The 26591-nt window shown below is 53.0% G+C and carries 24 protein-coding genes and 1 other RNA gene; 11 read left to right on the top strand and 14 right to left on the bottom strand.

Going from position 1 to position 26591, the window contains the following annotated elements:
- Positions 1-3: 3 nt before the first annotated feature.
- Positions 4-1629 carry a (2,3-dihydroxybenzoyl)adenylate synthase gene (locus KKH3_RS01340; protein WP_039355124.1) on the bottom strand — a complete coding sequence of 542 codons (1626 nt, stop codon included), beginning with the start codon at positions 1627-1629 and terminating at the stop codon, positions 4-6.
- A complete protein-coding gene (locus KKH3_RS01335) occupies positions 1626-2822 on the bottom strand; it encodes an isochorismate synthase (protein ID WP_039355121.1) in 1197 nt (398 codons plus the stop codon). Before KKH3_RS01335 ends, KKH3_RS01340 begins: the two co-directional genes overlap by 4 nt.
- Before the next feature lie 343 nt (positions 2823-3165).
- On the opposite strand from KKH3_RS01335, the gene KKH3_RS01330 reads away from it, so the two are divergent.
- Positions 3166-4419, top strand: a complete 1254-nt coding sequence (locus tag KKH3_RS01330) for an MFS transporter (RefSeq protein WP_080756515.1) — start codon at positions 3166-3168, stop codon at positions 4417-4419.
- Positions 4420-4494: 75 nt separating this feature from the next.
- On the top strand, positions 4495-6456 hold the full coding sequence (locus KKH3_RS01325) for a TonB-dependent receptor domain-containing protein (protein ID WP_039355116.1): 1962 nt from the start codon (positions 4495-4497) through the stop codon (positions 6454-6456).
- A gap of 32 nt (positions 6457-6488) precedes the next feature.
- On the opposite strand, the gene KKH3_RS01320 is transcribed toward KKH3_RS01325, so the two are convergent.
- The 7 genes from KKH3_RS01320 to prfC all read right to left on the bottom strand — a co-directional run bounded on the left by KKH3_RS01320 (position 6489) and on the right by prfC (position 13198).
- Positions 6489-7205, bottom strand: coding sequence for a 4'-phosphopantetheinyl transferase family protein (locus tag KKH3_RS01320; protein WP_039355112.1), 717 nt, complete (start codon positions 7203-7205; stop codon positions 6489-6491).
- Between the two features lie 149 nt (positions 7206-7354).
- A complete protein-coding gene (locus tag KKH3_RS01315) occupies positions 7355-8632 on the bottom strand; it encodes a NupC/NupG family nucleoside CNT transporter (protein WP_039355108.1) in 1278 nt (425 codons plus the stop codon).
- Positions 8633-8949: 317 nt separating this feature from the next.
- Positions 8950-9747: a TatD family hydrolase gene (locus tag KKH3_RS01310; RefSeq protein WP_039355106.1), complete on the bottom strand. Its 798-nt coding sequence runs from the start codon at positions 9745-9747 to the stop codon at positions 8950-8952.
- Between the two features lie 114 nt (positions 9748-9861).
- A complete protein-coding gene (locus KKH3_RS01305; protein WP_010284712.1) occupies positions 9862-10050 on the bottom strand; it encodes a CsbD family protein in 189 nt (62 codons plus the stop codon).
- A gap of 138 nt (positions 10051-10188) precedes the next feature.
- Entirely contained in the window at positions 10189-10350 is a 162-nt protein-coding gene (locus KKH3_RS21435; RefSeq protein WP_003019081.1) for a DUF1328 domain-containing protein, read from the bottom strand.
- 145 nt (positions 10351-10495) lie between these two features.
- Complete coding sequence (gene osmY, locus KKH3_RS01300; RefSeq protein ID WP_039355105.1) at positions 10496-11104, bottom strand: molecular chaperone OsmY; 609 nt, start codon at positions 11102-11104, stop codon at positions 10496-10498.
- 504 nt (positions 11105-11608) lie between these two features.
- On the bottom strand, positions 11609-13198 hold the full coding sequence (gene prfC, locus KKH3_RS01295; RefSeq protein WP_039355102.1) for a peptide chain release factor 3: 1590 nt from the start codon (positions 13196-13198) through the stop codon (positions 11609-11611).
- Between the two features lie 291 nt (positions 13199-13489).
- On the opposite strand from prfC, the gene KKH3_RS01290 reads away from it, so the two are divergent.
- Positions 13490-14407 carry a hypothetical protein gene (locus KKH3_RS01290; protein ID WP_039355100.1) on the top strand — a complete coding sequence of 306 codons (918 nt, stop codon included), beginning with the start codon at positions 13490-13492 and terminating at the stop codon, positions 14405-14407.
- A 54-nt stretch (positions 14408-14461) separates the two neighbouring features.
- On the opposite strand, the gene KKH3_RS01285 is transcribed toward KKH3_RS01290, so the two are convergent.
- A complete protein-coding gene (locus tag KKH3_RS01285) occupies positions 14462-15160 on the bottom strand; it encodes a YtjB family periplasmic protein (RefSeq protein WP_039355098.1) in 699 nt (232 codons plus the stop codon).
- 156 nt (positions 15161-15316) lie between these two features.
- On the opposite strand from KKH3_RS01285, the gene serB reads away from it, so the two are divergent.
- Together serB and radA are read left to right on the top strand one after the other, a co-directional pair.
- Positions 15317-16294 carry a phosphoserine phosphatase gene (gene serB, locus KKH3_RS01280; RefSeq protein ID WP_039355096.1) on the top strand — a complete coding sequence of 326 codons (978 nt, stop codon included), beginning with the start codon at positions 15317-15319 and terminating at the stop codon, positions 16292-16294.
- A gap of 16 nt (positions 16295-16310) precedes the next feature.
- Complete coding sequence (gene radA / locus KKH3_RS01275; RefSeq protein ID WP_005971086.1) at positions 16311-17693, top strand: DNA repair protein RadA; 1383 nt, start codon at positions 16311-16313, stop codon at positions 17691-17693.
- 64 nt (positions 17694-17757) lie between these two features.
- Here radA and KKH3_RS01270 read toward each other — a convergent pair whose 3' ends face one another.
- Positions 17758-18153, bottom strand: a complete 396-nt coding sequence (locus KKH3_RS01270) for a VOC family protein (protein WP_039355093.1) — start codon at positions 18151-18153, stop codon at positions 17758-17760.
- A 118-nt stretch (positions 18154-18271) separates the two neighbouring features.
- Between KKH3_RS01270 and KKH3_RS01265 the strand changes: the two genes are divergently transcribed.
- Both KKH3_RS01265 and nadR read left to right on the top strand, forming a co-directional pair.
- Complete coding sequence (locus KKH3_RS01265; RefSeq protein ID WP_039355090.1) at positions 18272-19198, top strand: LysR substrate-binding domain-containing protein; 927 nt, start codon at positions 18272-18274, stop codon at positions 19196-19198.
- Between the two features lie 83 nt (positions 19199-19281).
- Entirely contained in the window at positions 19282-20535 is a 1254-nt protein-coding gene (gene nadR, locus KKH3_RS01260) for a multifunctional transcriptional regulator/nicotinamide-nucleotide adenylyltransferase/ribosylnicotinamide kinase NadR (protein WP_039355086.1), read from the top strand.
- Here the strand turns inward: nadR and KKH3_RS01255 are convergent.
- The 3 genes from KKH3_RS01255 to zapA all read right to left on the bottom strand — a co-directional run bounded on the left by KKH3_RS01255 (position 20532) and on the right by zapA (position 21806).
- On the bottom strand, positions 20532-21179 hold the full coding sequence (locus KKH3_RS01255) for a 5-formyltetrahydrofolate cyclo-ligase (protein WP_039355084.1): 648 nt from the start codon (positions 21177-21179) through the stop codon (positions 20532-20534). The genes nadR and KKH3_RS01255 overlap by 4 nt on opposite strands.
- Before the next feature lie 39 nt (positions 21180-21218).
- A non-coding RNA gene (gene ssrS, locus KKH3_RS21430) (6S RNA) lies at positions 21219-21402 on the bottom strand.
- A gap of 74 nt (positions 21403-21476) precedes the next feature.
- Positions 21477-21806, bottom strand: coding sequence for a cell division protein ZapA (zapA, locus tag KKH3_RS01250; RefSeq protein ID WP_039304500.1), 330 nt, complete (start codon positions 21804-21806; stop codon positions 21477-21479).
- 192 nt (positions 21807-21998) lie between these two features.
- Here zapA and KKH3_RS01245 point away from each other — a divergent pair, with 192 nt between their 5' ends.
- The 4 genes from KKH3_RS01245 to ubiI all read left to right on the top strand — a co-directional run bounded on the left by KKH3_RS01245 (position 21999) and on the right by ubiI (position 26449).
- Positions 21999-22586: a YecA/YgfB family protein gene (locus KKH3_RS01245; RefSeq protein WP_039355082.1), complete on the top strand. Its 588-nt coding sequence runs from the start codon at positions 21999-22001 to the stop codon at positions 22584-22586.
- Positions 22587-22660: 74 nt separating this feature from the next.
- Positions 22661-23986: a Xaa-Pro aminopeptidase gene (pepP, locus tag KKH3_RS01240; protein ID WP_039355079.1), complete on the top strand. Its 1326-nt coding sequence runs from the start codon at positions 22661-22663 to the stop codon at positions 23984-23986.
- 45 nt (positions 23987-24031) lie between these two features.
- Entirely contained in the window at positions 24032-25210 is a 1179-nt protein-coding gene (ubiH, locus tag KKH3_RS01235; protein WP_039355076.1) for a 2-octaprenyl-6-methoxyphenyl hydroxylase, read from the top strand.
- Between the two features lie 27 nt (positions 25211-25237).
- Complete coding sequence (ubiI, locus tag KKH3_RS01230) at positions 25238-26449, top strand: FAD-dependent 2-octaprenylphenol hydroxylase (RefSeq protein WP_039355072.1); 1212 nt, start codon at positions 25238-25240, stop codon at positions 26447-26449.
- Positions 26450-26591: the final 142 nt, after the last annotated feature.

The raw sequence follows: 26591 nt of genomic DNA, 5'->3' as shown, positions 1-26591 counted from the left end.
TCCTTATTTATTTTGAGTGCTAAGTTGGGTCTGGATGCGCTGACGGAGTGATTTCTTATCAATCTTGCCGACCGGTGTGACGGGCAAGGTGTCGATCATTTCGAAACGATCCGGCAGTTTGAATTCAGCAATACCCTGATTACGGAGATATTTTCTTAACGTAATGGCTTTCAGCGAGGGATCGCTGACCACCAGAAAAGCACAGCTCTTTTCGCCCATAATGGGATCGGGCATGGACACCAGCGCGGCATGGAGAATGCCGTCATGCTTGAGCAGCAGGTTTTCGATCTCCTCGGCGGCAATCTTTTCACCGCCGCGGTTAATCTGATCTTTTTCCCGCCCGACCACGCGCAAATAGCCATCCTCGGTCATCTGCACCACATCGCCAGAATGGTAAAAACCTTCGCTATCGAAAGCGCGCGCGTTGTGCTCCGGGCTGCGGTAATAGCCACGGAAGGTATACGGGCCGCGTGTCGCCAACAGACCCGCTTCGCCTCGCGGCACCGGATTGCCGTCGATGTCCAACACCTTCACTTCATCGTCTGGGCTCATCGGATAGCCCTGCGTGGTGAAAGTGTGCTCATCGCTGTCGTCCAGTCGGGTGTAGTTCACCAACCCTTCCGCCATCCCAAGCACCTGCTGTAGCTGACAGCCCAGCACCGCCGGAATACGACGAGCAACCGTTTCACTCAGCTTCGCGCCGCCCACCTGCAAGATCTTCAGGCTACGCAGCGCGCCACCAAACTGTTCGGCGGCCTGAATCCACAGCGCGGCAGCGGGCGGCACCAGCGAGGTAATATCGATCTGATGGCGTTCGATCAGCGGGAAACAGGTCATCGCCCCCGGATCCGGTGCCAGCACAACACGTCCGCCGGCGTAGAACACGCCAAGCGAACCAGGCGAGCTTAACGGGAAGTTATGTGGAGCAGGCAACGCGCATAGATAGCGGGTGTGTGGCGTCAGCTCACAAATTTCCACGCTGCGGCGTACGCTGTAGTAATAATCATCATGAGTGCGGGGAATCAGCTTCGGCGTACCGGTACTGCCGCCAGAAAGCTGGAAGAAGGCAACCTGCCCTGACGCGGAAGGCTGATACTGGCGGGTTGACGTGTGCGGTTGTAGCCAGTCTGTCAGACTGTGCCCCAGCGAACTGTCGCCGAGCATCACCACCGTTTGCAGACGAGGAACCTGCGTTTGTAGCCGATCCAGAAACTCACCGTTGCCAAACAGCGGGTGTTCAGCCGAGGCGATCAGCAAACGCGGTTCGATCTGCGTAGCATACGACAGCAGCTCCAGCTTGTTATGGCTGAACAAGGCGTTTACCGGTGCGACGCCCATTTTTAGCAAGGCAAAAAAGGTCAGATAGAACTCTGCCACGTTCGGTAACTGCACCAGCGCCGTGTCGCCGCAGCGCAGGCCGCTTTCCGTCAGGCGCGATGCCAGCGCGGAGGACTGTCGATCCAGCTCCCGATAGCTCCACTGACGCTCGCCACACACGACCGCAACGGCGTCAGGTTGCGTCGACAGGTGACGTTCCCAGGCATCCGTGAGCGGCAGGCCAACCCAGTACCCCTTGTCGCGATAACGCTGTGCCAGTTCCTCCGGCCAGGGCGTAAATTCAATGCTCATAGTCCATCCACACCTGAGTTAAGCCCAAACGCATTCAACATCGTGTTTAATTTGGCGGCGGTTTCAGCCCATTCATCCTCGGGGACTGACGCCTCAACAATACCCGCACCAGCAAACAGGCGGACGTTATTGTTTTTGATCGTGCCGCAGCGAATGGCTATCGCCCATTCGCCATCGCCGTTGGCATCACACCAGCCGACAATGCCGCTGAATACGCCGCGATCGTGCGGTTCCAGTTCAGCAATCAGTTGGCGCGCTTCCTGCGTGGGGAAGCCACACAGTGCGGGGGTAGGATGGAGCTGACAGGCGATTTGAAGCGCCGTCATCTCCGGGTTCGCCAGTTCACCGCGGATAGCGGTAGACAAATGCCACATGGAAGCGGTGTGCATCAACGAAGGACCTGATGGAATCGTTAATGACGAACACAGCGGCATCAGGCGTTGGCGGATGTCATCCACTACCAGCTTATGTTCGTGCTTGTCTTTGCCAGAATTCAGCAGGCGCTGGCTGTTCAGGTAATCCAGATGCTCATCGTTCATCCGTCGCGCCGATCCCGCCAGCGGATTAGAGACAATGACGTTCCCCTGCTTGCGCACTAGCAGTTCCGGACTTGCACCCAGCAACACCGAACCATCCGGCAGCGGCAGGGAGAAGTGGTATCCGCCAGCGTTCTGCACCATCAGGTTATTGAGGATCGTTTGCGCCTTAACGGGGCTCGTCAGCTCAATGTCCAGAATGCGTGACAGCACCGCTTTGCTCAGTTCACCATGGCGGAACCGCTCAACGGCCTTTGCCACGATGGACTTAAACTGACATTCGTTCGGGACGCTGTTTAACGTTAGTGCGGTAGGGCCCGCCGCCGTGTGCTTACGGGCACGGCTGACAAGTTCAGATTTCGTCGTAACGGTATAACTTTCAGGGATATAGAGACAAGACGGTTGCGTAGTATCAAAGGGAATGGCCCCCACCACAATAGGCAGCGACTGCCCTGCCTGACGCGCCCGTTGGAACGCCTGCGCGATTGCAGGACTAAGCCCGTCATCGTGAGAGCCTTGAGCACAAACAGGGGACGAAATACGTTCGAATAAGCCGGAAGTAGACAGGCTACGGTGTTCCGATGCATATAAAAAAGCGGTCTGTTCAGAGTAAGTTAGCCCGCTAAATGTTTCAGCTTCTGTAATCAGTGTATCCACAAGACGGCTCCTGCGCTCGCAAATTAAATACCAATGATTATTAAAATCATTATCATTTATATTAAGCGCAGTTAAATTACACTGAAGTAACGTGTTCGGTCAATCCTTCCACAGAATGGTTATTCACTCCGATTAATTAGGGGTTATATTGATGTTAATCAATTTTTTTGTGCATGTTTCATAACGGATAATGGTTAGCAACGAGAATGTATTGATTATAAAACCCACATCACAAATGATAATGAAAATACTTATCATTCATTGTCAGAAAAATTAAGCTGCGCTAGACTGCGCAAATATTTTACTAATCATGTCTAAATGTGAGCCCGTCATGGATGAAAGCATGTACCGCCCGCACACCCGATCCGTTGTGCATCTGGCGCTGCTCATTAACATGCTTTCCCTCGGTAGCCTGATGATGGTGATGCCGCTAGGCCCCGATTTCATCAGCGCACTGTCTATGGATGCCAAAAACATCGGCTACATTAGCGGCGGTGCAACGTTTGCCTCCGCCATTGTCGGCTTCCTCGCCGCTCCCTATCTGGACAGATTTAACCGTAAACATGCTCTAATCGTGCTGCTAACGCTGCGTTTTGGCCTGACGGCAGCCTGCATGTTTGCCACCAGCCAAACCCATCTTTTAGTGTTGTTTATTCTGGCGGGCTGCGTGGCTGGGCCAGCATCCGGGGTCTTAATGGCGGCGGTGGTCGATATTGTGCCAGCCAACGAGCGTGGAAAGCAGTTGGCCTATGTCGGCATGAGTTTTTCACTTGCGGCCATCGTCATCATGCCACTGTCGCTGGAGTTGGCTCACCGTATTAACTGGCAAGCACCGTTTTATATTTTCGGCCTCGGCGGCCTGTTGCTGGTGTTGTTGGTGCTGTGCCTCTTTCCTTCCATGCCACCCACGCACCGGGTTCAGCAAAGTCGTGTTTCGCCCACCACGGCACCCACGTCTGTATTACATGATCTGTTAGCATCCCCCCTTTTCCTGTTGGGGCTGACGGTCATTTCGCTGCAAATGTTCGGGCATTTCCTGCTGATTCCCCATTTTTCCAACTACTTTCAGTTCAATCTGGCTTTCCCGCGGGATGATATTTCCCTGCTTTATCTCTGCGGTGGGCTGGCAAGTATGGTGACCATGCAACTGTGCGGCAATCTGTTGGATCGAGGATATGCCAGCCGGACGATTGTCGTCACGACGCTGCTGCTGGCCGTTGTAATTCTCTGCGGTTTCGTTTTGCCTTTTTCACTTTCCCTGTATCTGGTGTTCACCCTGTTCATGGCGCTCAGTGCAGCCCGCTCCAGCAGCACGCTGGCAATTACCGCAGGTATTCCGCTGCCGCATCAGCGCGCCGCGTTCATGTCCTATCAGGGAACCGCAGCCAACGTGGCATCAGGGCTTGCCAGCGTTGCTTCTGCCGCTTATCTAAGCACCTCCGTTGAGGGAAAAATTAACGGATTCTCGCAGCTCGCCATCGCCAGCACCGTATTTGCGCTAGCCGCCATGCTGCTGACAATGCGCTTAATTCCGCAATTGGCTGAACGCAGCCGAAAGATGGCCGCACGCCAAACGGTACAGGCTACACAGCAATAAACCGAGTGGGTCAGCAATACACGTAACACAGCACGTTTACGGGGATATTTTTCTACATTTGATGGGGTCTTTGACATGCAGCTAAAATCGGAAAACCGTTTTTCACATCATCCTTTCCCACACAGCAAGGTGTATCGCGCCCTGCTGATGACCGGGTTACTCGCACTGCCTGCGTTCGCACAGGCAGAAAACGCGGCAGATGAAAAAATCGTCGTGACAGCAACACAGACGAAACACACGACGCTAAGCGCCCCCGCCAGCGTCTCTGTCATCACTCATGCTGAACTGGAAAAGATGTCGGTGAATAACGTTTCCGACGCGGTGAAAAAGCTACCGGGTATTAATATCAACCCGTCTACCAGCTATGGCCGTAACGAAATCAAGATCCGTGGCATGAAAGCAGACTATACCTTGCTGCTCATCAATGGCCGTCGAGTCAATTCCCGCGATGCGCTGGCTGGCAACATGGGGAATGATTTCGATCTGAGTGCGATTCCCGTTTCTGCGATCGATCGCGTAGAAGTGATCCGTGGGCCGATGTCCTCGCTGTACGGTGCCGATGCACTGGGCGGTGTCATTAATGTCATCCTGAACCAACCAACTAACGAAATCAAAGGTGAAATTGGCTATAACTTTGAAGCGCCAACGGAAGGCTCTGGCGGCGATCATAACCGCCTGAATGGCTATATCAGCGGGCCACTGGTAGAAAACACGCTACTGGGGAGCCTCCTAGTCGATGGCGGAAAACGTGACGCCTGGAAAACAGAACAGTCCGTTAATCAGAATACCGATGCGCTGGAAAAACGTGATAATTACAGTGTGATGAGCAACCTGACGTGGTTAATCGATCCGCAGCAGAGCCTGGACTTCGACGCCACCTATTCCAAAGACGACCGTGACGTACATTGGAATAACTACGGCACGGCAGTGCGTAACATTCAAAAAATGGAGCGACTGGGGCTGGGATTAACGCACAACGGCAGTTGGGATAACGTCGACACGCGCCTGCGCTATTTCTATGAGAATGTGGAATTGATGGATAATTCCCAACTCAATAATGGCAAAGCAGACATTACGCAGGACAACCATACCGTTGACGGACAGGTCTCCGGCTATCTGGGCGACCATTTGCTGACAGGTGGCGGAGAATACCGCTTAACTTCACTGAAACACAGTATGAATCTGCCCAACGGCACCATTGACGTAAGTCAGGGCGCACTCTTCCTGCAAGATGAATTCAAGCTAGCCGACCTGGCATTAACCTTTGGCGGACGTGTCGATAAGCATGAGACGTACGGAACGGAATTCAGCCCACGCGCTTATGCCACCTATAACCTCACCGACAACTGGGTGGTAAAAGGCGGCGTTAGCAAAGCGTTTAAAGCCCCTTCTATTGCGCAGTCATCTGAATCGTATGCCATCGCCGCCTGCCGTGGCCGTTGCCAAACCGTTGGTAACCCAGATTTGAAGCCTGAAACATCCATCAGCTATGAAATTGGCACCGCTTATGAGGCCGAACGCTTCGGCGCGGGCGTTACGCTATTTAATAACGATATTAAAGACATGATTCAGGTTCAGACCTGGGACAGAGTCGCGACGCGCCTCACCTACGAAAACGTGAATAAAGCACGAATTCAGGGAATTGAAACCTCGTTCTGGGTCGATCTGACAGATGACCTGAACTGGACGACCAACTGGACCATCGTCGATGCCGAAGACCGCACCACCAAAATGCGTCTGAAGCAAACTCCGAAAAATACGGTTAACACGCAGTTGAACTGGCAGACGCTGGATAACTTATCAACCTATATTTCTTACCAGTACACGGGTAACCAGTATCTGTTTGATAAAGAAGTCAGTAAGACACGCGGCTTCAACACCGTGGATATCGGTGCGACCTATACACCCGTTAAAAACGTGGATCTGAAACTGGGTCTTACTAACCTGACTAACGAAAAACGGGACTATGTCGCTACCAACAACGACTACTTCCTATCTGGACGGACGGTGTACGGCGGCGTGAGCTATAAGTTCTGATCAATGACTCTAGCCCGCTAACGCGGGCTTTTTTAGCAGCAGATAAAGGTGGTGACGTCGTACTCTCTGAGCAGATACGCGCCTTTAAAACGACGCCCCGCGTAAAACGTCGGAGTGAGATCCGTCAGCAGCTCCAGCTCGAACTCACGTTTGGTGATATCCAACGCCACCAGCCGGGCATCCAGAAAATCAAAGTAGTGCCTGACCTGTGGATAAAGCGCTTTGAACAGGCTCTCTTTCGCTGAAAAGCTTACCGTCAACAAGCAGCAGAACGACTCATCTCGTCCCAGAAACCATTGGAACTCTTCGTCACCAATAATGCCAGGCCACAGCGACTGCGCTCGCTCGTCAGAGATAAATCCCTCAATATCCACCCCCACGCACGACACTTCATCGCTACGCAAATGTGCGGCACAGAGAACGCTGTCTTTGTTATGACTGAGCGAACCCGCAATATTTCCCGGCCACTGCGGCGAGCGGTCTTCTCCGCTATGCAGAACAAAATCAGGGTGACCCAGTTTGTTCAACACTTGTTTGGCAACACAGCGACCAGCCAAAAACTCGGCACGTCGTTTCGGTACGGCGCGCTCTAGCGCGTCGGAAAAAGGAATGTTCGCCTCGGCAAAAAGCGAGTCGTCGTAGGCAGACAAATGGAAATGGCATCGTGCAGTAATACCTGGGTAGGCGGCGCCGTCCGTTGCCCGTGGAAAAGTAATCCATTCAACATCATCAATAAAAGCAGAAAGCATGTCGCTCCACTCAGGCAAGCATATCGCACCCGCATTCAGTAAACGCTGCGCAAGCCACGCTTAAACCCTGAACAATATAGGGATTTAAACGAACAATGGGCGACTTTCGCCGCCCATCATCTCGCTACTGCAAGAATGCCTGGTTACATTTACAGGGCCAGGAAGAACCCTGCGATGCAGGCGCTCATCAGATTAGAAAGCGTACCTGCCGCAACCGCTTTCAAACCAAAGCGGGCAATATCCTGACGCCGAGTCGGTGCCATACTGCCCAAACCTCCAATAAGGATAGCAATAGACGAAAGGTTAGCAAAGCCGCACAGCGCGAACGAAATCACAGCTTTGGTATGATCCGACAAAACCTGCAATCCAGCGGCCTGAACCACATCATCCGCTTTCAGGTATTCACTGAAATTCAGGTAAGCGACGAATTCGTTAACAATCAGCTTTTGCCCAATGAACGAACCCGCAACAGTGGCTTCATTCCACGGAATCCCAATCAGGAACGCAACGGGCGCAAAACACCAGCCCAAGATCAATTCCAGCGACAGCTGCGGGTAGTCAAACCAGCCGCCGATGCCACCCAGAATACCGTTCAGCACGGCGATCAAGGCGATAAACGCCAGCAGCATCGCCCCCACATTCAGCGCCAATTGCATACCGGATGCCGCACCGCTTGCCGCCGCATCGATGACGTTAGCCGGACGATCGTCTTCATCGACAAAGCCAACCATCTTGTCATGGTCGTGCGTTTTTTCCGTTTCCGGCACCATCAGTTTAGCGAACAGTAACCCGCCTGGTGCAGCCATAAAGGACGCCGCAATCAGGTACTCCAGCGGTACGCCCATCTGGGCATAACCTGCCATCACGGCACCTGCAATTGAGGCCAACCCGCCACACATCACCGCAAACAGCTCTGACTGCGTCATGTTGGCAATGTACGGACGAACCACCAGCGGTGCTTCCGTTTGACCGACAAAGATATTGGCCGTCGCAGAGAGCGATTCAGTACGGGAAGTTCCCAACAGTTTCTGCAATCCGCCACCAAGTACCTTGATGACTATCTGCATAATGCCCATATAGTACAACACGGCGATAAGGGAAGAGAAAAAGACGATAATCGGCAACACGCGGAGTGCGAAAACAAACCCACCGCCGCCAAATACTTCGAACATTTTGTCGGAGACCAGACCGCCAAACATGAACGAAACGCCTTGATTTCCGTAGGCGATAACGTTTGCTACACCGCCCGTCAAACCTTCCAGAACCTTGCGGCCTACTGGTACATACAGCACCAGCGCACCGATACCGATCTGAAGAATGAAAGCACCGGCTACGGTGCGCAATCTGATAGCTTTACGGTTATTGGACAGCATAACCGCGCACAGTATCAGAACAATCATGCCGATGAGACTCATAACGAGTTGCATGTATAGTTCCCTATAACGCGTGAAAAAAAAGTGAGAGCATAATAAAAATCGGGTCACCAGAACGGTCAACACGCGCTGGCGAGCCGATTATAAAGACAGGCCCGTGAAGGTCGCTAATTTATGTCACAAATACATACAACATCGAACAGTCAAAAACACCAAAAAGTGATCTTCATCACAATTTCATGGTTGGTATATGAAATCAGAATGACTGTTTTGCATGTTATTGCACAGAAATAAGCGAAAAGCGGAAGTAAAAACGCTTCCGCTTGGGGAATGGCAATGGTGTGACGCGTTGCGTCGTAGCCCTCTCAGCGTTACGCCGGAGTCAGCCGTCCAAATAGCCTGAACGAATTCTGCCAGAGCGCCTCAGCAATCTCCTCAGGCGGCTCTACGCGTAACTCACACAGCGTGTGAAACGCACACGAAATGCGCTCGGGTCGGTTTGGCTGCCCCTGGTAGCCACTCATCGGCATGTCAGGCGCATCGGTTTCCAACAGCAGCCGATCTAACGGCAGTTGCGCGATTGCCTGACGCGTTTTATTCGCTCTGTCATAGGTAATGGTTCCCCCTACGCCGATGTAGTAGCCCAGTCGGATAAAGGCCTGCGCCTGTGCCAGACTGCCCGCAAACCCGTGAACCACACCGGTACGCGGCACGTCGATACGGCGCAGTAATTGCGCCAGCCTGTCGTGGCTGCGTCGCGAGTGCAGGATCGTCGGGAGATCGTATTTTTTCGCCAGTCGAAGCTGAGCCTCAAGGAAGGTAAGCTGCCGCTCAAACTGCGGTTCCGGCATATAGAGATCCAACCCGATCTCCCCCACCGCCACCAGTCTGGCGGGCAACTGGCGCAGTTCGTCTTCCAGGCGGAGCAGGTCGCTCTCCTGATGCTCGGCGATATAAAGCGGGTGAAGACCCATTGCGGCATAGAGCGGTGAGTAAGTTCGAGTGAGCGTCAACACGCGCTCAAAATGCTGAGAAGCCACGGCAGGAATGATGATGCGCTCAACCCCAGCGTCTTGAGCCAGACGCAGGCTTTCCGGTGCGTCATCATAGAATAAGGGGAAATCAAAATGGCAGTGGGTATCGATAAAACGGTATTGTTCAGCGGACACGTCGCTCCTCTCCGTCAAAATTAGGTCCGTCAAGATGAGGCGACCTAATCTACGCCCAAGGACTATTCTGCCAAAGCCTCATGGCAGAATCGGACTTGTCGTTGCGGTGAAGCCTCAGTGTAACGTGGTTTTCTCTGAAGATACCTCTTCGTGCGCTTTTCCGTAACCCTCTTGCAAGACACCAGACAGGTAATCATTACTCCCTTCCAGCCAGGCGCAGTCACTGTCAAACCAATCGGCCCACAGCGCGAGGAAATTCCCTTTCCACTGTTTCCATTTGCCAACAACGATATCGCTATTCATCATAAACCTCCTGATAAACTGTCGAAATGCAGCAAATACGCAAACAGTGTGCCGGCAAAATGTGACAGCCGCATGGCGCGGCTGTGTGCTCTGTATGACATTTCTTTCTATAGAGAAAGAATGAAGGAATGCGCTGTGCTACGGCCGTTTCCGACCCGTGAACAAGCTAACCAGAAACAGAATAATACCGACCACAAAGACGATTTTTGCCGCGCCAGCTGCTGTGCCGGCCAATCCGCCGAAACCCAGTGCTGCAGCAATGAGTGCGATGACTAAAAATATAATGCCCCAACGAAACATACGCTCTCCTTACCAGACAAAATGAAAAATCATGATGGTCATCCTGACGCCATTCTTGTGTCCTGACTGCGTATCCACAGATAGTGTTTTATAATGCGGATTAGGTAGGATTGTCCGTCATTACGGACAACCCTGAATGAAATGGTTATTTGACTGTCAGGTTGTTCTTGACGCTTTTCACGCCCTCGACAGCCTTCGTAATACTTTCAGCACGGTCGGACTGCGCTTTGTTATCCACTGCACCGCTCAGTTGCACGACGCCAGCCTGTGTTTCAACTTTTACTTTACGTGACGGAACAATGTCATCCGCCAGCAGCTTGGCCTTAATGGTGCTGGTAATCACGGCATCATCGGCATAAGCGCCAACCGATTGTGATTGACTATCCTTCACCTGCAATTTATCGCTGACAGAGTCGACACCCTCAACCTGCGTGGCAATTTCCACCGCTCGGGTGCTGAGCGCCTGGCTGCTTACAAAACCGCTCAACGTAACGACACCTTTGGATGTTTCAACAGAAATGTCGCTACTGGTAATCGATTTATCTTCCAGCAACGCACTCTTCACTTTTGCCGTGATTGCGCTGTCACTCATGTAGTCAGATGCTTTATTGGCGGAACTATCGATTTTTGCACCAGTTGTATCCGCGATACGATCGACTTTCTGCCCTAACGATTCTTCCGCCATGGCACCGCCAGCCAGAATGGAACCCAGAGCAACTACGATCAGCGATTGTGTCAATTTGGTCTTTTTCATCGATGTCTTCCTTCTTATGTTCTTTTATAAACCCGAAATAACCGATTTGGGTCACGTTAACACCTGCACCGTCACCAGCAAATCAAGGTGATAATGACGTTATCAACACTCCGATGATTCCCTCTACTTTCATAAAAAAATTAGAGTATTGAATTGCAAAGGCGAAACAAATCAAAATAATCAACTAACTTATATTGTACTAACAGCTTAACAAGCTAAATCAGTTAACACGCTGTTAACTATAGCCTACAGAATGGAAAAGCACAGGGGAGCAAGGGAATATGCGTAGCAATTCAGATTTGTCTGTTGCACTGAGGCGAGGAATAACAGCAGGAAAAAACCAGACTACTACATTGTTTTTAAACACATTTAAAAATAAAAACACCCGGCATTTTTGGCCTAAAGCCAAGCATAACCGGGTGAGGATTATTTTAATAATGTGGTCACGATTCAAACGCCACAACCACGATGATTGTCATGAAACCGTGGCGCCACCGTTCAAAATTAATGCTCGCGCGTTTGGTGGAACGTCACTTCTGGATAACGTTCCCGCGTCAGGTTCAGGTTCACCATAGTCGGTGCGATATAGGCCAGATTATCACCGCCATCCAGCGCCAGATGCAGCTCATTCTTACGCTTAAACTCTTCGAATTTCTTCACATCGCTGCACTCAACCCAGCGCGCGGTAGAAACGTTCACCGACTCGTAAATCGCCTCAACGTTGTATTCCGTTTTCAGACGGGCAACGACCACATCGAACTGCAACACGCCGACGGCCCCCACGATAAGGTCGTTATTGGTCAATGGACGGAAGACCTGCACCGCACCTTCCTCAGACAGCTGTACCAGCCCTTTCAGCAGTTGTTTCTGCTTGAGCGGGTCGCGCAGGCGGATACGGCGGAACAGTTCCGGTGCAAAGTTGGGGATACCGGTGAATTTCATGTCTTCACCCTGCGTAAACGTATCACCAATTTGGATAGTGCCGTGGTTGTGTAGCCCGATGATATCGCCCGGGTAGGCTTCTTCAATGTGGGAACGGTCGCCTGCCATAAAGGTCAGCGCATCGGAAATCACCACATCTTTGCCCGTACGCACCTGACGCAGCTTCATGCTTTTTTCATATCTCCCGGACACCACGCGCATAAACGCCACGCGGTCACGGTGTTTCGGATCCATATTGGCCTGAATCTTGAACACAAAGCCGGTAAATTTCTCTTCCGCCGCCGTGACTTCACGGGTATCCGTTTTACGCGGCATCGGCGCAGGTGCCCAGGCGACTAATCCATCCAGCATGTGGTCAACGCCGAAGTTCCCCAGCGCCGTGCCAAAGAAGACCGGCGTCAGTTCACCAGCCAGAAACGCGTCCAGCTCAAATTCGTGCGATGCCCCTTTCACCAGTTCCAGCTCTTCACGCAGTTGCGCGGCCAGCTCTTCACCAACGGCGGTATCCAGCTCCGGATTATCCAACCCTTTAACAATGCGCACTTCCTGAATCGTATGACCTTTACCGGTCTGATACAGATAGGTTTCGTCTTTATAAAGGTGGTATACGCCTTTGAACAATTTGCCGCAGCCAATCGGCCAAGTAATTGGCGCACACGCAATTTTGAGCTCGCTCTCGACTTCATCCAGTACTTCCATCGGATCGCGGATGTCGCGGTCAAGTTTGTTCATGAACGTCAGAATGGGGGTGTCGCGCAGACGCGTGACTTCCATTAGCTTACGCGTACGATCTTCGACCCCTTTTGCGGCGTCGATCACCATCAAGCAGCAGTCCACCGCTGTCAGCGTACGATAGGTATCTTCGGAGAAGTCTTCGTGCCCTGGGGTATCCAGCAGGTTAACCAGACATTCGCGGTAGGGAAACTGCATCACGGACGTGGTGATGGAGATACCACGCTGCTTTTCCATCTCCATCCAGTCGGATTTCGCATGCTGGTTGGAACCACGCCCTTTTACCGTACCGGCAGTCTGGATCGCCTGTCCGAACAGCAGAACCTTTTCGGTAATCGTGGTTTTACCGGCATCGGGGTGGGAAATGATAGCGAACGTTCTTCTTTTAGAGACTTCGCGGGCGTATTCACTTGGAGACATGATTTTCAGGTTTCTTTTGTTAGCCACCCGGCGTCAGCATCAAGTCAACAACACACCGATGTCAGATCGTCAGGCAAAGCGGAAATAAACGGTAGCCGCGCATTTTCCCTGATTTAACGTGCAGACACAATCGGTGATGGCATAAACAGCGCGGAGGCACCATGTATTGGGTCACCGTTCTGGTACCGCAATCAACAATTACGCCATAAATCATTTATAAAGTTATCATTTATCTTTGCCGATACTGTTTGGGTCAATATTTAACCCTTTGATCGCACTTAAGGAGAGAGTATGAGCTTGTCTGTAAGTAATACGGGTTATAGCAATTCTCAGGCCCAAAGCACCGCGATACCTTCATCGTCAGCACAGCACACGGCAGCGACAGAGCCCACCACGACCGACAGCGTACAAATCGTCGATCCAATGACAGGAAAGACGGTCACCTTCCCCAACAATATAAAAATCTCTGCGGAAGCAATGGCACGCTTGAAAGAAAATAGGGCAAATGCTCCTCGTCCAGACTTGAACGAAGATCAAGACGCACTACGGGCAGAGATGCTTAAAAATCGCGATCTGGGAGTACAAAACAATTCCAGCACATCTGCTAACTCGGGTATCACGCTATCTGTTGATCGCATCGGCACAACCGAAATGGCTCTGGAAAGCTGGTCAAATAATCTCAAGGCTGACAGCGACATCAGTAAAGAAGACTTTATCGGTCTGGTTCATCAGGCGCTGTCAACGCCGTCGAATGTGACAACGTGGAGCTATACCACCGATAGCATCGAGATCACGCTAAAAGCCGCAAAATTGGAAGAACTGAAAAACCGCTATGTGGATAGCAGCACTCACCAGAAAGCAGATAAAGATATCCAGGACTTCATCACGTATCAGTCTGACGCGCTGAGTAATCTGGAAAAAAATATTCTGCAAGATGAGTATCAACGCAGCGTTGATGCAGGAAACACCGATAAGGCGAACGCCACCTTTCTGGAACTACAAAAAAACGCGGAAGGCACATCGACCACGCAGGTTCAGCGCCAGCAAATTTTTTCTCTGGCCGCCTCAACGCAAGCAGACGCCCTGTTTGACAGCTTTCGCGACTATATCTCAGCGACAGCAACTGACCGCTATACCAAGAGCGATCATCTCTCGGTACTCAGCAAATTTCAGACTCACTGGCTTCAGTTCCAACAGCAATTAGCATAGCCACCTCGTCCCCCGTACAAACAAGGCATTTTGTACGGGGCAACCATGAAGATATCAGAGGCTTTTCTCTTCCGCGTCTTTTTTCACTACCGTGCCGCTGTCCGGCAGCGTTTCACTCTCTGCCTCGTCTCCTTCTTCTTTCACTGGCGTACTTGCCGTGAGAAGGTAAGGCGACTGCTGCCAGCGAGTTCGACGATTCTGCAACAGCGTACGGGTCAGAATGATGCCGATAGCCAGCGAAAGCAAAATCATCAGACGCAGAATATTGGTGGTGTTATCCACCTGCCTGGCTTCCGTCGCCAGCACATGGGTATCTAAGGTAATACGTAGGAAACCGATAGGTCCTTCTTTTCCCTCAATAGGCTGCACCAGTTGATGGTTAAAGTAGCTACCGACTCGATTACCGTCCAGCGCCAGCCGATCTCGCAGTTGCACCTGCTCACCGATATGCGCCACCAGCGAGCCGTCCTGCTGATACACGCCAGCATCCAGAATGCGACTGTGATCGGTGAGCTGTTTGAGGATGGTATTAATTTTTTGACTATTATCATCCACGCTGCCCATCAGCGGAGAAAGGCTGTAAGCCACCTGTCTGGAGAGCGTACGTGCCAAATCTTCAACCTGTTCAGATCGCGCCATCTGGTGGCTCAAACTGAAATAAGACGCACCTTGCATTAATACCACTAGCAGAGCGAGGCAAATCAGCACAATTGCCGTGCGGTGTAGACGAAATTTCACCCGGGCGCGAACCATGATAATCCTTACACGATTTGGATACTTTCATGTTGCCAGAAGCGCCGACGATAGGATAGCTTGTTGCCCAGTTTTTGGAGGGATATGTTTGGTCGACGCCACATCCCTCTTTATCGCACGACTTTATTGCACTACTGCCAGCAGAGGATTTACCCCATGTCGAATAGTCTGACCTATCGTGATCTCCCTGATGAGATCAACTGTTGGCCGGGACTGCCATTATCACTGAGCGGTGACGAAGTGATGCCGCTCGATTACCGCGCGGGAGACACTGGCTGGCTGATTTACAGCGACGTCCTCGATAAGAACCTGATTTCCCGCTACCAGCGTAAGCTGGGGAGCGCGATGGTTATCGTGAGCGCCTGGAATGTGGGCGATTATCAGGTCGTGCGTTTGGCTGGTACGCTGACGCCACGCGCCACCAAACTGGCTCACGAACTGGGTATTGATGTCGCGGCCATGCGCAATGCGCCGACGCTGCGTTCGCCGGGCTTACTGGTGATGGACATGGATTCCACCGCGATTCAGATCGAATGTATTGATGAAATCGCCAAACTGGCGGGCACAGGCGAGCTGGTCGCTGAAGTCACCGAACGCGCGATGCGCGGCGAGCTGGATTTCGCTGACAGCCTGCGCCAGCGCGTAGGGACATTAAAAGGTGCCGATGCCACTATCTTACAGACGGTACGCAAAAATCTGCCGTTGATGCCGGGCCTGCGTAATATGGTTAGCCAGCTTCAGGAAGCAGGCTGGCACGTTGCGATTGCGTCGGGCGGGTTTACCTACTTTTCTGATTATTTGCGTGATGAATTAGGGCTGGTCGCCGCCGTTGCCAACGAATTAGGCATGCAAGACGGCAAGCTGACCGGCGACGTCATCGGCACCATTATCGATGCAAAATATAAAGCAACTACGCTGCAACAGCTCGCGGAAAAACTGGAAATCCCAATGCATCAGACCGTTGCGATTGGCGACGGTGCGAACGATCTGCCGATGATCAAGGCAGCCAGCTTAGGCATTGCCTACCACGCCAAACCGAAGGTCAATGAACAATCGGCGGTGACCATTCGTCATGCCGATCTGACTGGCGTGCTGTGTATTCTCAGCGGCAGTATGAGACACGAAAAACGTTAATCAGTGGAGGTGATACGTGGCAAAAGCCGTCAAACGGGCGTTTGTATGTAATGAATGCGGGGCTGATTACCCGCGCTGGCAAGGGCAGTGCAGCGCCTGTCATGCCTGGAATACCATTACCGAAGTCCGTCTGGCCTCAGCGTCGGTATCACGTTCTGACCGTCTCACTGGCTATGCAGGCGAAAGCGCTGGCGTCAGCCGGGTACAAAAGCTCTCAGAAATCAGTCTTGAAGCGCTGCCTCGCTTTTCTACCGGCTTTCAGGAATTTGACCGTGTTCTGGGCGGCGGCGTCGTTCCGGGCAGCGCCATTCTGATCGGCGGTAACCCCGGCGCAGGTAAAAGTACGTTGCTGCTGCAAACGCTCTGCAAGCTGTCAGAGAACATGAAAACCCTGTACGTCACCGGCGAAGAATCACTCCAGCAGGTGGCGATGCGGGCACATCGCCTCAACCTGCCAACTCAGAATCTCAACATGCTGTCGGAAACCAGCATCGAGCAGATTTGCCTGATTGCCGAGCAGGAACAACCTAAGCTGATGGTGATCGACTCGATTCAGGTCATGCATCTCGCCGATATTCAATCGTCTCCCGGCAGCGTGGCGCAGGTGCGTGAAACGGCGGCTTACCTGACGCGTTTCGCCAAAACGCGCGGTGTTGCTATCGTCATGGTCGGCCACGTCACCAAAGACGGTTCGCTCGCCGGGCCAAAAGTATTGGAACACTGCATCGACTGCTCCGTGCTGTTGGATGGCGATGCGGATTCCCGCTTCCGCACGCTGCGCAGCCATAAAAACCGTTTCGGTGCCGTTAATGAGCTGGGCGTATTCGCGATGACAGAACAAGGTCTACGCGAGATCAGCAATCCGTCGGCTATTTTCCTCAGCCGCGGGGACGAAGTCACGTCCGGCAGTTCGGTCATGGTGGTGTGGGAAGGTACGCGTCCGCTGCTGGTCGAAATTCAGGCGCTGGTCGATCAATCGATGATGGCTAACCCGCGTCGCGTGGCGGTCGGGCTGGAGCAAAACCGCTTAGCCATCCTGCTGGCGGTGCTGCATCGCCACGGCGGCTTGCAGATGTCGGATCAGGATGTGTTCGTGAATGTCGTCGGGGGCGTTAAAGTCACCGAAACCAGTGCCGATCTGGCGCTGCTGCTATCGCTGGTCTCCAGCTTCCGTGACCGCCCGCTACCGCAGGATCTGGTCATCTTCGGTGAAGTCGGTCTGGCGGGCGAAATCCGCCCCGTTCCCAGCGGACAAGAGCGGATTACCGAAGCCGCCAAACACGGTTTCAAACGCGCCATCGTTCCTCATGCCAATATGCCGAAGAAAGCCCCTGCCAGCATGCAGGTGTTCGGCGTGAAAAAGCTGGCCGACGCGCTGGCGATCCTCGACGATCTGTAGCGGGTTTATCACGCCAGCGACCCAAAGCAAGGAACGGCCTGCCCACAAACAGGCCGTTTTCTCATTATTGCCGTTGAAAAAGCGTTAACTGTAATCCCGCCGGTGCATCCAGTCTGCTATTTACAGAACGAAAAGGCGTTTCTTTCGGTGCCCCCAGCAACGTTGCTCCCGACGCGGTCAGCGTATCCGTCGTCTGCACCACATCATCAACTTCAAAGGCCACGCGAATCCAACCAGACACCCGTTCACCGACTTCAACACGGTCAATAAACGCCGCAGTTTCCGGTTCAACTAGCTCTAGCGTCGCCCTTCCCGCTTCCAGAATGGCGACACGACCGCTATCCGGCGGTACAGCATCCTGCTGCCGTAACCCCAATCGGTCACGATAGAATGCCAGAGCGTTATCGAAATCTGCCGTCGTCACTACCAGCCTTAACTCTTTCACCTTCTGTTCAGACATAAAGCACTCCTTATTGATGAATTAATTTTCACATCATTAGCTGCCTGAAACAGAATATTCTCGTTAGAATGGTGCATTCAAAGTCATCCTTTTCAGCATAAGATGAATAAAATTCAGCATGAAAAAAAGACTTCCCCCTTTAGGATCGCTGCGAGCCTTTGATAAAGTGGCGGAGCTACGCAGTTTTAAGCATGCTGCCGATGCACTCGGCGTTTCCGCAACGGCAGTGAGTCACCAGATTCGCCTGCTGGAAGCCCATCTCGGCCAGCGCGTGCTAGAGCGCAATCCACGTCATGTGGCATTAACGGATAAAGGTGAATTGCTCTACGCTGGCACTCGTCAGGCATTTACGTTACTTCAGGATACGGTAGAAAAAGTCACCGAAGCCCCTGTGAATAGCGTGCTGACACTGACCGCCACAACAGCATTTATCTCCCACTGGCTCATGCCTCGTCTGGCACAGTTACGCCAAGCTTACCCAGACCTCGATCTACGCCTGCATGCTGACGATCGCATCATCGACATGCAAACAGCCGCGATTGATATCGCTATTCGCTACAGCAACGTACCTGATGAGGCAATAGCCTCTCCCTGCCTGTTCGAAGATAAATTTCTCCTCGCAGTAAGCCCAAAATTCGTGGTAACGCATCCGAATGATTTGCTGACGATCCCACTTATCCACGTCGATGGCAGGCGCATCCCATCATTAACGCCCGACTGGAACCGGTGGAGAGAGCAATATGGGCTGCAAACGCTGGATATTACGCATGGCTCACATTTCAACGATGAAACGCACGCTATTCAGGCGGCTATCGCTGGGCAAGGTGCCGTGATCGCCAGCAGCCTAATCGTACAGAACGCATTGCGTAGTCATCTGCTTTACACACCGTTTGCTACAGCGCTTGATGGAGGTTGCTACTATGTCGTTGAGAGCCCACACAGTAAGAAACACCAGCTTATCGCACAGTTTCGCGACTGGTTAATGGCAGAGATGGCAGAGAGTTCGAGAGCAGACGGACACAATGACAGCGCAGGGGCTGAGTGATGCTAATAACCGTCCTGAAAAAAAGCAGATATTGCCTTATCTTGTGGTATTTTGTTTAGTAAGCTAAACAAGAGTGCTGCACCATGTCATCATTTGATTACCTGAAATCCGCTATCCGGCAGAAGGGTTGCACCCTACAGCAGGTTGCCGACGCGACCGATATGACCAAAGGCTATCTCAGTCAATTACTTAATGCCAAAATCAAAAGCCCTAGCGCCCAGAAACTGGAAGCGCTGCATCGCTTTCTTGAACTGGAATTCCCGCGCTACGAAAAGAGTGTTGGCGTCGTCTTCGGCAAGTTCTATCCGCTACACACTGGCCACATTTATCTTATTCAGCGTGCCTGTAGCCAGGTCGATGAACTGCATGTGATTTTAGGTTACGACGAACCGCGCGACCGCCTGCTGTTTGAGAACAGCTCGATGTCACAGCAGCCCACCGTCAGTGACCGCCTGCGCTGGCTATTGCAGACCTTTAAGTATCAGAAAAATATTCATATTCACGCCTTCAATGAACAAGGTATGGAGCCTTACCCACACGGCTGGGATGTGTGGAGCAAAGGGATTCAGGCGTTCATGCAGGAAAAAAGCATCACGCCTAATTTCGTCTACACCAGCGAAGAACAGGATGCCCCGCAATACCGCGAGCATCTGGGCATTGAGGCTGTCCTGATCGACCCACAGCGATCCTTTATGAACATTAGCGGTTCGCAGATTCGCCACGATCCCTTCCGCTATTGGGACTATATCCCGACCGAGGTAAAGCCGTTCTTTGTGCGTACCGTTGCCATTCTTGGCGGCGAATCCAGCGGCAAGTCCACGCTGGTGAACAAGCTGGCTAATATCTTCAACACCACCAGCGCCTGGGAATATGGCCGCGATTACGTGTTCTCCCATTTGGGCGGCGACGAGATGGCGCTGCAATATTCCGACTACGATAAGATTGCGCTAGGTCAGGCACAATACATTGATTTCGCAGTGAAATATGCCAATAAAGTGGCCTTCATCGATACCGATTTCGTCACCACACAGGCATTCTGCAAGAAATACGAAGGCCGTGAGCACCCGTTCGTTCAGGCGCTAATCGACGAATACCGCTTCGATTTGGTCATCTTGCTGGAAAACAACACGCCGTGGGTAGCCGACGGGCTGCGCAGTTTAGGCAGTACCACCGCTCGTTCGGAGTTCCAGAACCTGCTGAAAACGATGCTGGCTAACAATAATATCCCGTACGTTTACATCAAAGAGTCGGACTACGATTCGCGCTTCCTGCACTGTGTGGAATTGGTCCAGCAGATGTTGGGTCACGATCGGGTGCCCGAATCGTTCAAAAGCTAGCGTGTATTCCACTGCCAATGGCGGGAGGGGGTAATAATTTCCGGCAGCGGAATATCCCAACTTTCCACTGGCAGTGCGTCAACCATCTGACAATCGTGAGCCAGACCGATCGGATAAGGGCCACGCGACATCAGGTTGCGATACTGCAACGTACGGTCGTAAAACCCGCCCCCCATTCCCAACCGCTGTCCCTGACGATCAAACGCCACCAGCGGCGTCAGCAGGATGTCCAACTGCGGTAACGGCAACACCTGACGCACGTCCAGATGCGGCTCCATAATCTTCAGACGATTGCGTACCAGCTCGGTGTCCGGCGCATAGCGCAGGAACAACAGATGTCCGGTACGAAACGGATGCAGAACCGGCAAAAAAACGCGTTTCTCCTGCTGCCACAACTGTTGAATCAACGGGGACGTCTCCAGCTCGCCATCAAATGACAGAAATACCGCTACGCTATCTGCCCGTATGATTTTCGGGTGCGCCATGACGCGATCACACGCCTGTTGCGCAAAGCGCGACTGCTGCTCTGGCGTCAGTAAACGACGCTGCTGACGCACAGCCTGACGAATCTGCTGACGCGATGCTGCCGTAGAAGAGAGTGACGTATCGGGAAGTGCCGATGAAGGTGAATCAGAAGATGACATGGGCTGCATTCGCCACGGGTCAAAAATGATAAAAGAAAGGGAATCTCCGAGATGCCGCCGCAGGCTGTAACCCTTGAACCCTTGGTTCAAGGTGAACATAACGTCGCAGTTTTAAGGCTTCTCGGACGAACCGAGCGTGCTCACCAACCGCAGAGCATTACATTCTGTTGGTATGAAATATCGGCTCAGGGGACTGGCCCGCTGACAAACATCTCAGAGAAATTTTATTCGTTACTCGCGATAAACCTTAGCACGTCTTCTCGCGTAAAAACACCGTACTTTTGTCAAAATACGACGTTATTCAAATTGTGCACCCTGACGTTCGGTGATCTTGCCTTGCTCCAGCAACGCCTGTTCGATGGTCTGCTGCAACATACGAATACGCTGTTCCATATTCGACGCATAATCACGCGTCTTACCTCGCTCCTGCGCCAGCTCATGGCACACATTCAGCGCGGCAATAAACACCAGTTGCTCAGTGTTTGTGACTCTAGTGCGAACTTTAAGATCTTGCAACCGCTGGTTAAGATCTTCCGCCGCCTGATTCAACGCTTCCTGTTGTTCTGGCGGGCAATTCACTCTTAACGAACGGCCAAAAATTTGAATATCTACTGGTTGTGCAGACATACCACCTTCCTGCCTTTTGTCGTTCTTGCGCCCGCGTGCCGCATAGCATGAGCATTACCCGTTACATCGGGCTCGTTAAAGCGGGCGCAACTATATATAGCCGAGATCTAAGATACAAGCCCTTTCTGGTATCGAAAGGGAGCTTGGTGGTAGCATAGCACGAACCAATCCAGCCAACGATGACGAATCCGCATGTCTATAGAGAATACGTTTCCCGCCTATGAAGGCCTTAACCATCTGCTTCACCAACAGCAAGTCGCGCTGACCGCAGCAGAAATGCACGGTTTGATCAGTGGGATGCTGTGTGGTGGAAACCATGACGACAGTTGGAGAACGCTGGTTTTTGAACTGACTAACGAAGGCATGGCGTTTACCCAAACGCTATCGCAGCCGATTCAGGAGCTGTATCAGGCCACGCGCGAAGCGCTGGAAGATGACGGTTTCCTCTTCCAGCTTTTCCTCCCGGACGACACACAGGATGACGTAAGCGTCTTCGATCGCGCCGACGCGCTGGCAGGCTGGGTCAACCACTTCCTGCTCGGACTGGGCGTGGCTCAGCCACAGTTGAACAAAGCCAAAGGCGAGCTGAAAGAAGCCATCGAAGATTTGCGCAACATCGCACAGCTTGGCTACGACGAAGATGAAGATCAGGAAGAGCTGGAACAATCACTGGAAGAAGTGATTGAGTATGTTCGCGTTTCTGCCATTTTGTGCCATACCGAATTTACCAGTCAACGCGTTGTGACTGCGCCCGAACAGCAAAAGCCAACGCTGCACTAAATAACGTAGAAAGGCATGCCTTATTCAGGGCGGAAGAGAAAGGCAACCGCACGGACTATTTTCAGGAGCAGGTGATGAATCCACAAGAATTTCTTCGTCGTCGTCAGGGTCTGTTGGAAAAAATGGCACCGGGCAGCGCGGCGATTATTTTTGCCGCGCCGGAAGCGCAGCGCAATGCCGACAGTGACTATCCTTATCGTCAAAATAGTGATTTCTGGTATTTCACGGGATTCAACGAACCAGAAGCGGTTCTGCTGCTGGTAAAAAGCGATGCCAAACATCATCACAGTGTGATCTTCAACCGCGTACGCGATCTGACAGCCGAAATCTGGTTTGGTCGTCGTCTCGGTCAGGAAGCGGCCCCCGCTAAACTCGGCGTTGATCGCGCCCTGCCGTTTGGCGAAATCGACGCACAGCTGCATCTATTACTGAATGGACTGGACGTGGTGTACCACGCGCAAGGGCAATACGATTACGCCGACAAGCTGGTTTTCGCTGCCCTGGAAAACTTGCGCAACGGGACCCGCCAGGGCTTTGCTGCCCCTGCTACGCTGACAGACTGGCGCCCGTGGGTACATGAGATGCGCCTGTTTAAATCACCAGAAGAAATTAGCGTGATGCGCCGCGCCTGTGAAATTACCGCGCTGGCTCACACCCGCGCCATGCAAAAATGCCGCCCCGGCATGTATGAATATGAGCTTGAAGGCGAAATTCACCACGAATTTACCCGTCATGGCGCACGCTATCCTTCTTACAACACCATCGTCGGCAGCGGTGACAACGCCTGTATCCTGCATTACACCGAAAATGAAACGCAAATGCGTGACGGCGATCTGGTGCTGATTGACGCTGGCTGCGAATACAAAAGCTATGCTGGCGACATTACCCGCACCTTCCCCGTCAACGGTACATTTACCGCGCCGCAGCGTGCCATTTACGACATCGTGCTGCGCTCACAGTTGCGGGCGCTGGAGTTGTTTGGCCCGGGTCGCAGCATCCGTGAAGTGAACGAAGAAGTGGTACGCATCATGGTCAGTGGCCTTATCAAGCTCGGCGTGATGAAGGGCGAGGTAGAAGAGCTGATTGCCGAGCAGGCACATCGTCAGTTCTTCATGCACGGACTCAGCCACTGGTTAGGTCTGGATGTGCACGACGTGGGCAACTACGGCACGACCGATCGCGGCCGTCCGCTTGAACCGGGTATGGTACTGACCATCGAGCCGGGTCTTTACATCGCGCCCGATGCCAAAGTGCCGCAGCAGTACCGGGGAATCGGCGTACGTATCGAAGATAACATCGTGATCACCGAAAACGGCAACGAAAACCTGACGGCTGGCGTAGTAAAAGACGCCGATGCCATCGAAGCGCTCATGTCTCAACGGCATGATAAGCAACACTAAGCAGCGCTTTCAAAGGGCAACGACATAATTGCAAAGGACAACAGCATGGCGGTCATGATTGTCGGTGGTGGAATGGCGGGCGCCACGCTGGCGCTGGCGATATCGCGGCTTTCGCAGGGCGCAATCCCGGTCAATCTTATCGAGTCGCACTCGCCACTCGACAAGGAACACCCGGGTTTTGACGCACGCGCCCTTGCGCTGTCTGATGGCACACGTCAACAGCTCGCAGCGCTGGGCATCTGGCAAGCGCTGTCGGGCAATGCAACGGCGATCACCGACATTCACGTCAGCGAACGCGGGCACGCCAGCGTGGTGAACCTAAAAGCCTCAGACTATCACGTTCAGGCATTAGGCCATGTGGTTGAACTGCACGACGTCGGGCAACGCCTGTTTTCCCTGCTGCAACAGGCTCCGGGCGTGCGTCTGCACTGCCCAGCCAAAGTGATTGCCGTCACACGGACGCAGGATAACGCGGCGCTAACGCTGGACGACGGCACAGAGCTAACAGGCCAACTGCTGGTCGCCGCCGATGGCTCTCGCTCCATGCTGTCGCAGTCCTGTGGCATTAAATGGCAGCAGCATGATTATGATCAGATCGCGACGATCGCCAATGTCACAACAGCCGAGCCCCATCGCGGACGCGCGTTTGAGCGATTTACTCCGCACGGCCCGTTGGCGCTCTTACCGATGGGTAATGGCCGCTGCTCGCTCGTCTGGTGCCATGATAAACACCGTCAACATGAGGTCGATGGATGGAGCGAAGGCGAATTTCGCCAGCAGCTACAGCTGGCTTTTGGCTGGCGTCTGGGGCAGTTCACCCACATTGGCGAACGCCACAGCTATCCGCTGCGCTTACTCACGGCCAGCCAGCATATTAGCCATCGGCTGGCGCTGGTGGGTAACGCCGCGCAAACGCTACACCCGATTGCCGGACAGGGCTTTAATCTGGGGATTCGCGATGTCATGTCGCTGGCGGAAACGGTCGTCGATGCAGCGAAAAAACAGCAGGATATCGGCCAGTACAGTGTACTCAGCCGCTACCAACAGCGGCGTGAACCCGATCAGCACACCACGGTGGCGATCACCGATGGGCTGGTCAGACTGTTTGCCAACCGCTATGCCGCGTTGGCCGTTGGCCGTAACCTCGGACTCATCTCCATGAATAACCTACCGCTAATGCGCGACGCTTTTGCTCGTCGCACGCTGGGCTGGGTAGAACGTTAATTAAGCTCGCCAACAGGAAATACGGAAATGCAATCATTCGACGTGGTTATTGCCGGTGGCGGTATGGTCGGTCTGGCGCTGGCCTGCGGCTTACAGGGCAGCGGCCTGCGTATCGCCGTGCTGGAGAAACAGGTGGCCGAACCTCAGCCGCTTGGGAAAGACCATGCTCTTCGCGTCTCCGCCATCAATGCCGCCAGCGAATGCCTCCTGCGCCATATCGGCGTCTGGGAAAATCTCGTGGCGCAACGCGTCAGTCCTTACAACGATATGCAGGTATGGGACAAAGACAGCTTCGGTAAAATCAGCTTTAGCGGCGAAGAATTCGGCTTTTCCCATCTTGGGCATATCATAGAAAATCCGGTGATTCAGCAGGTGCTGTGGCAACGCGCCTCTCAGTTAAGCGATATTACCCTGCTCTCCCCCGCGTCGTTAAAACAGGTTGCCTGGGGCGAGAACGAAGCCTTTATTACGCTGAAGGATGACAGCATGCTGACCGCCCGGCTGGTCGTCGCTGCGGACGGTGCTCATTCGTGGCTGCGCCAGCATGCGGATATTCCGCTGACCTTTTGGGATTACGGCCATCACGCGCTGGTCGCCACTATTCGTACCGAACACCCGCATCAGTCCGTCGCGCGTCAGGCGTTTCACGGCGACGGCATTCTGGCGTTCCTGCCGCTGGACGATCCACACCTCTGTTCGATTGTCTGGTCGCTTTCACCGGAGCAGGCACAGGCAATGCAGAACTTGCCAGCAGAAGCGTTCAATCGTCAGGTCGCCATGGCGTTTGATATGCGATTGGGGCTGTGTGAACTGGAAAGCGAGCGCCAGACGTTCCCACTGACCGGACGCTACGCCCGCAGTTTTGCAGCGCACCGGCTGGTGCTAGTCGGTGACGCGGCGCACACCATTCATCCACTGGCAGGACAAGGCGTCAATCTGGGCTTTATGGATGTCGCCGAACTGATTGCGGAGTTGAAGCGCTTACAGACGCAGGGCAAAGACATCGGCCAACACCTTTATCTGCGACGCTATGAACGCCGCCGCAAACATAGTGCTGCGGTGATGCTCGCGAGCATGCAAGGGTTCCGCGAACTGTTTAACGGCGACAATCCGGCGAAAAAACTGCTGCGCGATGTCGGTCTGGTTCTGGCGGATAAACTGCCCGGCATCAAGCCAACGCTGGTACGTCAGGCAATGGGACTACACGATTTGCCAGACTGGCTTAGTGCCGGGAAGTAATAAAACCAGAATGGATAATAAGCCTCGCCGCTTAAGCGGCGAGTTATCAATAACGTTTCTCTCTTAATTAAAGCACTAACCCCTTCAATCATCCTCATTGTTATTTAAGCCACAAGTCCTTTTCACTTATATAATAAACACA

The organism is Pectobacterium actinidiae (genome assembly GCF_000803315.1).
Lineage (GTDB): Bacteria > Pseudomonadota > Gammaproteobacteria > Enterobacterales > Enterobacteriaceae > Pectobacterium > Pectobacterium actinidiae.
Note: the sequence above shows the minus strand (reverse complement) of the source record. Positions and strands in the feature narration are given on the sequence as shown.

Bases quoted from the DNA above. Each gene is read 5' to 3' on its own strand.
- KKH3_RS01340 (WP_039355124.1), bottom strand. From the start codon at position 1,629: ATGAGCATTGAATTTACGCCCTGGCCGGAGGAACTGGCACAGCGTTAT.
- KKH3_RS01330 (WP_080756515.1), top strand. From the start codon at position 3,166: ATGTACCGCCCGCACACCCGATCCGTTGTGCATCTGGCGCTGCTCATT.
- KKH3_RS01325 (WP_039355116.1), top strand. From the start codon at position 4,495: ATGCAGCTAAAATCGGAAAACCGTTTTTCACATCATCCTTTCCCACAC.
- KKH3_RS01320 (WP_039355112.1), bottom strand. From the start codon at position 7,205: ATGCTTTCTGCTTTTATTGATGATGTTGAATGGATTACTTTTCCACGG.
- KKH3_RS01315 (WP_039355108.1), bottom strand. From the start codon at position 8,632: ATGCAACTCGTTATGAGTCTCATCGGCATGATTGTTCTGATACTGTGC.
- KKH3_RS01305 (WP_010284712.1), bottom strand. From the start codon at position 10,050: ATGAATAGCGATATCGTTGTTGGCAAATGGAAACAGTGGAAAGGGAAT.
- KKH3_RS21435 (WP_003019081.1), bottom strand. From the start codon at position 10,350: ATGTTTCGTTGGGGCATTATATTTTTAGTCATCGCACTCATTGCTGCA.
- osmY (WP_039355105.1), bottom strand. From the start codon at position 11,104: ATGAAAAAGACCAAATTGACACAATCGCTGATCGTAGTTGCTCTGGGT.
- prfC (WP_039355102.1), bottom strand. From the start codon at position 13,198: ATGTCTCCAAGTGAATACGCCCGCGAAGTCTCTAAAAGAAGAACGTTC.
- KKH3_RS01290 (WP_039355100.1), top strand. From the start codon at position 13,490: ATGAGCTTGTCTGTAAGTAATACGGGTTATAGCAATTCTCAGGCCCAA.
- KKH3_RS01285 (WP_039355098.1), bottom strand. From the start codon at position 15,160: ATGGTTCGCGCCCGGGTGAAATTTCGTCTACACCGCACGGCAATTGTG.
- serB (WP_039355096.1), top strand. From the start codon at position 15,317: ATGTCGAATAGTCTGACCTATCGTGATCTCCCTGATGAGATCAACTGT.
- KKH3_RS01270 (WP_039355093.1), bottom strand. From the start codon at position 18,153: ATGTCTGAACAGAAGGTGAAAGAGTTAAGGCTGGTAGTGACGACGGCA.
- KKH3_RS01265 (WP_039355090.1), top strand. From the start codon at position 18,272: ATGAAAAAAAGACTTCCCCCTTTAGGATCGCTGCGAGCCTTTGATAAA.
- nadR (WP_039355086.1), top strand. From the start codon at position 19,282: ATGTCATCATTTGATTACCTGAAATCCGCTATCCGGCAGAAGGGTTGC.
- KKH3_RS01255 (WP_039355084.1), bottom strand. From the start codon at position 21,179: ATGTCATCTTCTGATTCACCTTCATCGGCACTTCCCGATACGTCACTC.
- zapA (WP_039304500.1), bottom strand. From the start codon at position 21,806: ATGTCTGCACAACCAGTAGATATTCAAATTTTTGGCCGTTCGTTAAGA.
- KKH3_RS01245 (WP_039355082.1), top strand. From the start codon at position 21,999: ATGTCTATAGAGAATACGTTTCCCGCCTATGAAGGCCTTAACCATCTG.
- pepP (WP_039355079.1), top strand. From the start codon at position 22,661: ATGAATCCACAAGAATTTCTTCGTCGTCGTCAGGGTCTGTTGGAAAAA.
- ubiH (WP_039355076.1), top strand. From the start codon at position 24,032: ATGGCGGTCATGATTGTCGGTGGTGGAATGGCGGGCGCCACGCTGGCG.
- ubiI (WP_039355072.1), top strand. From the start codon at position 25,238: ATGCAATCATTCGACGTGGTTATTGCCGGTGGCGGTATGGTCGGTCTG.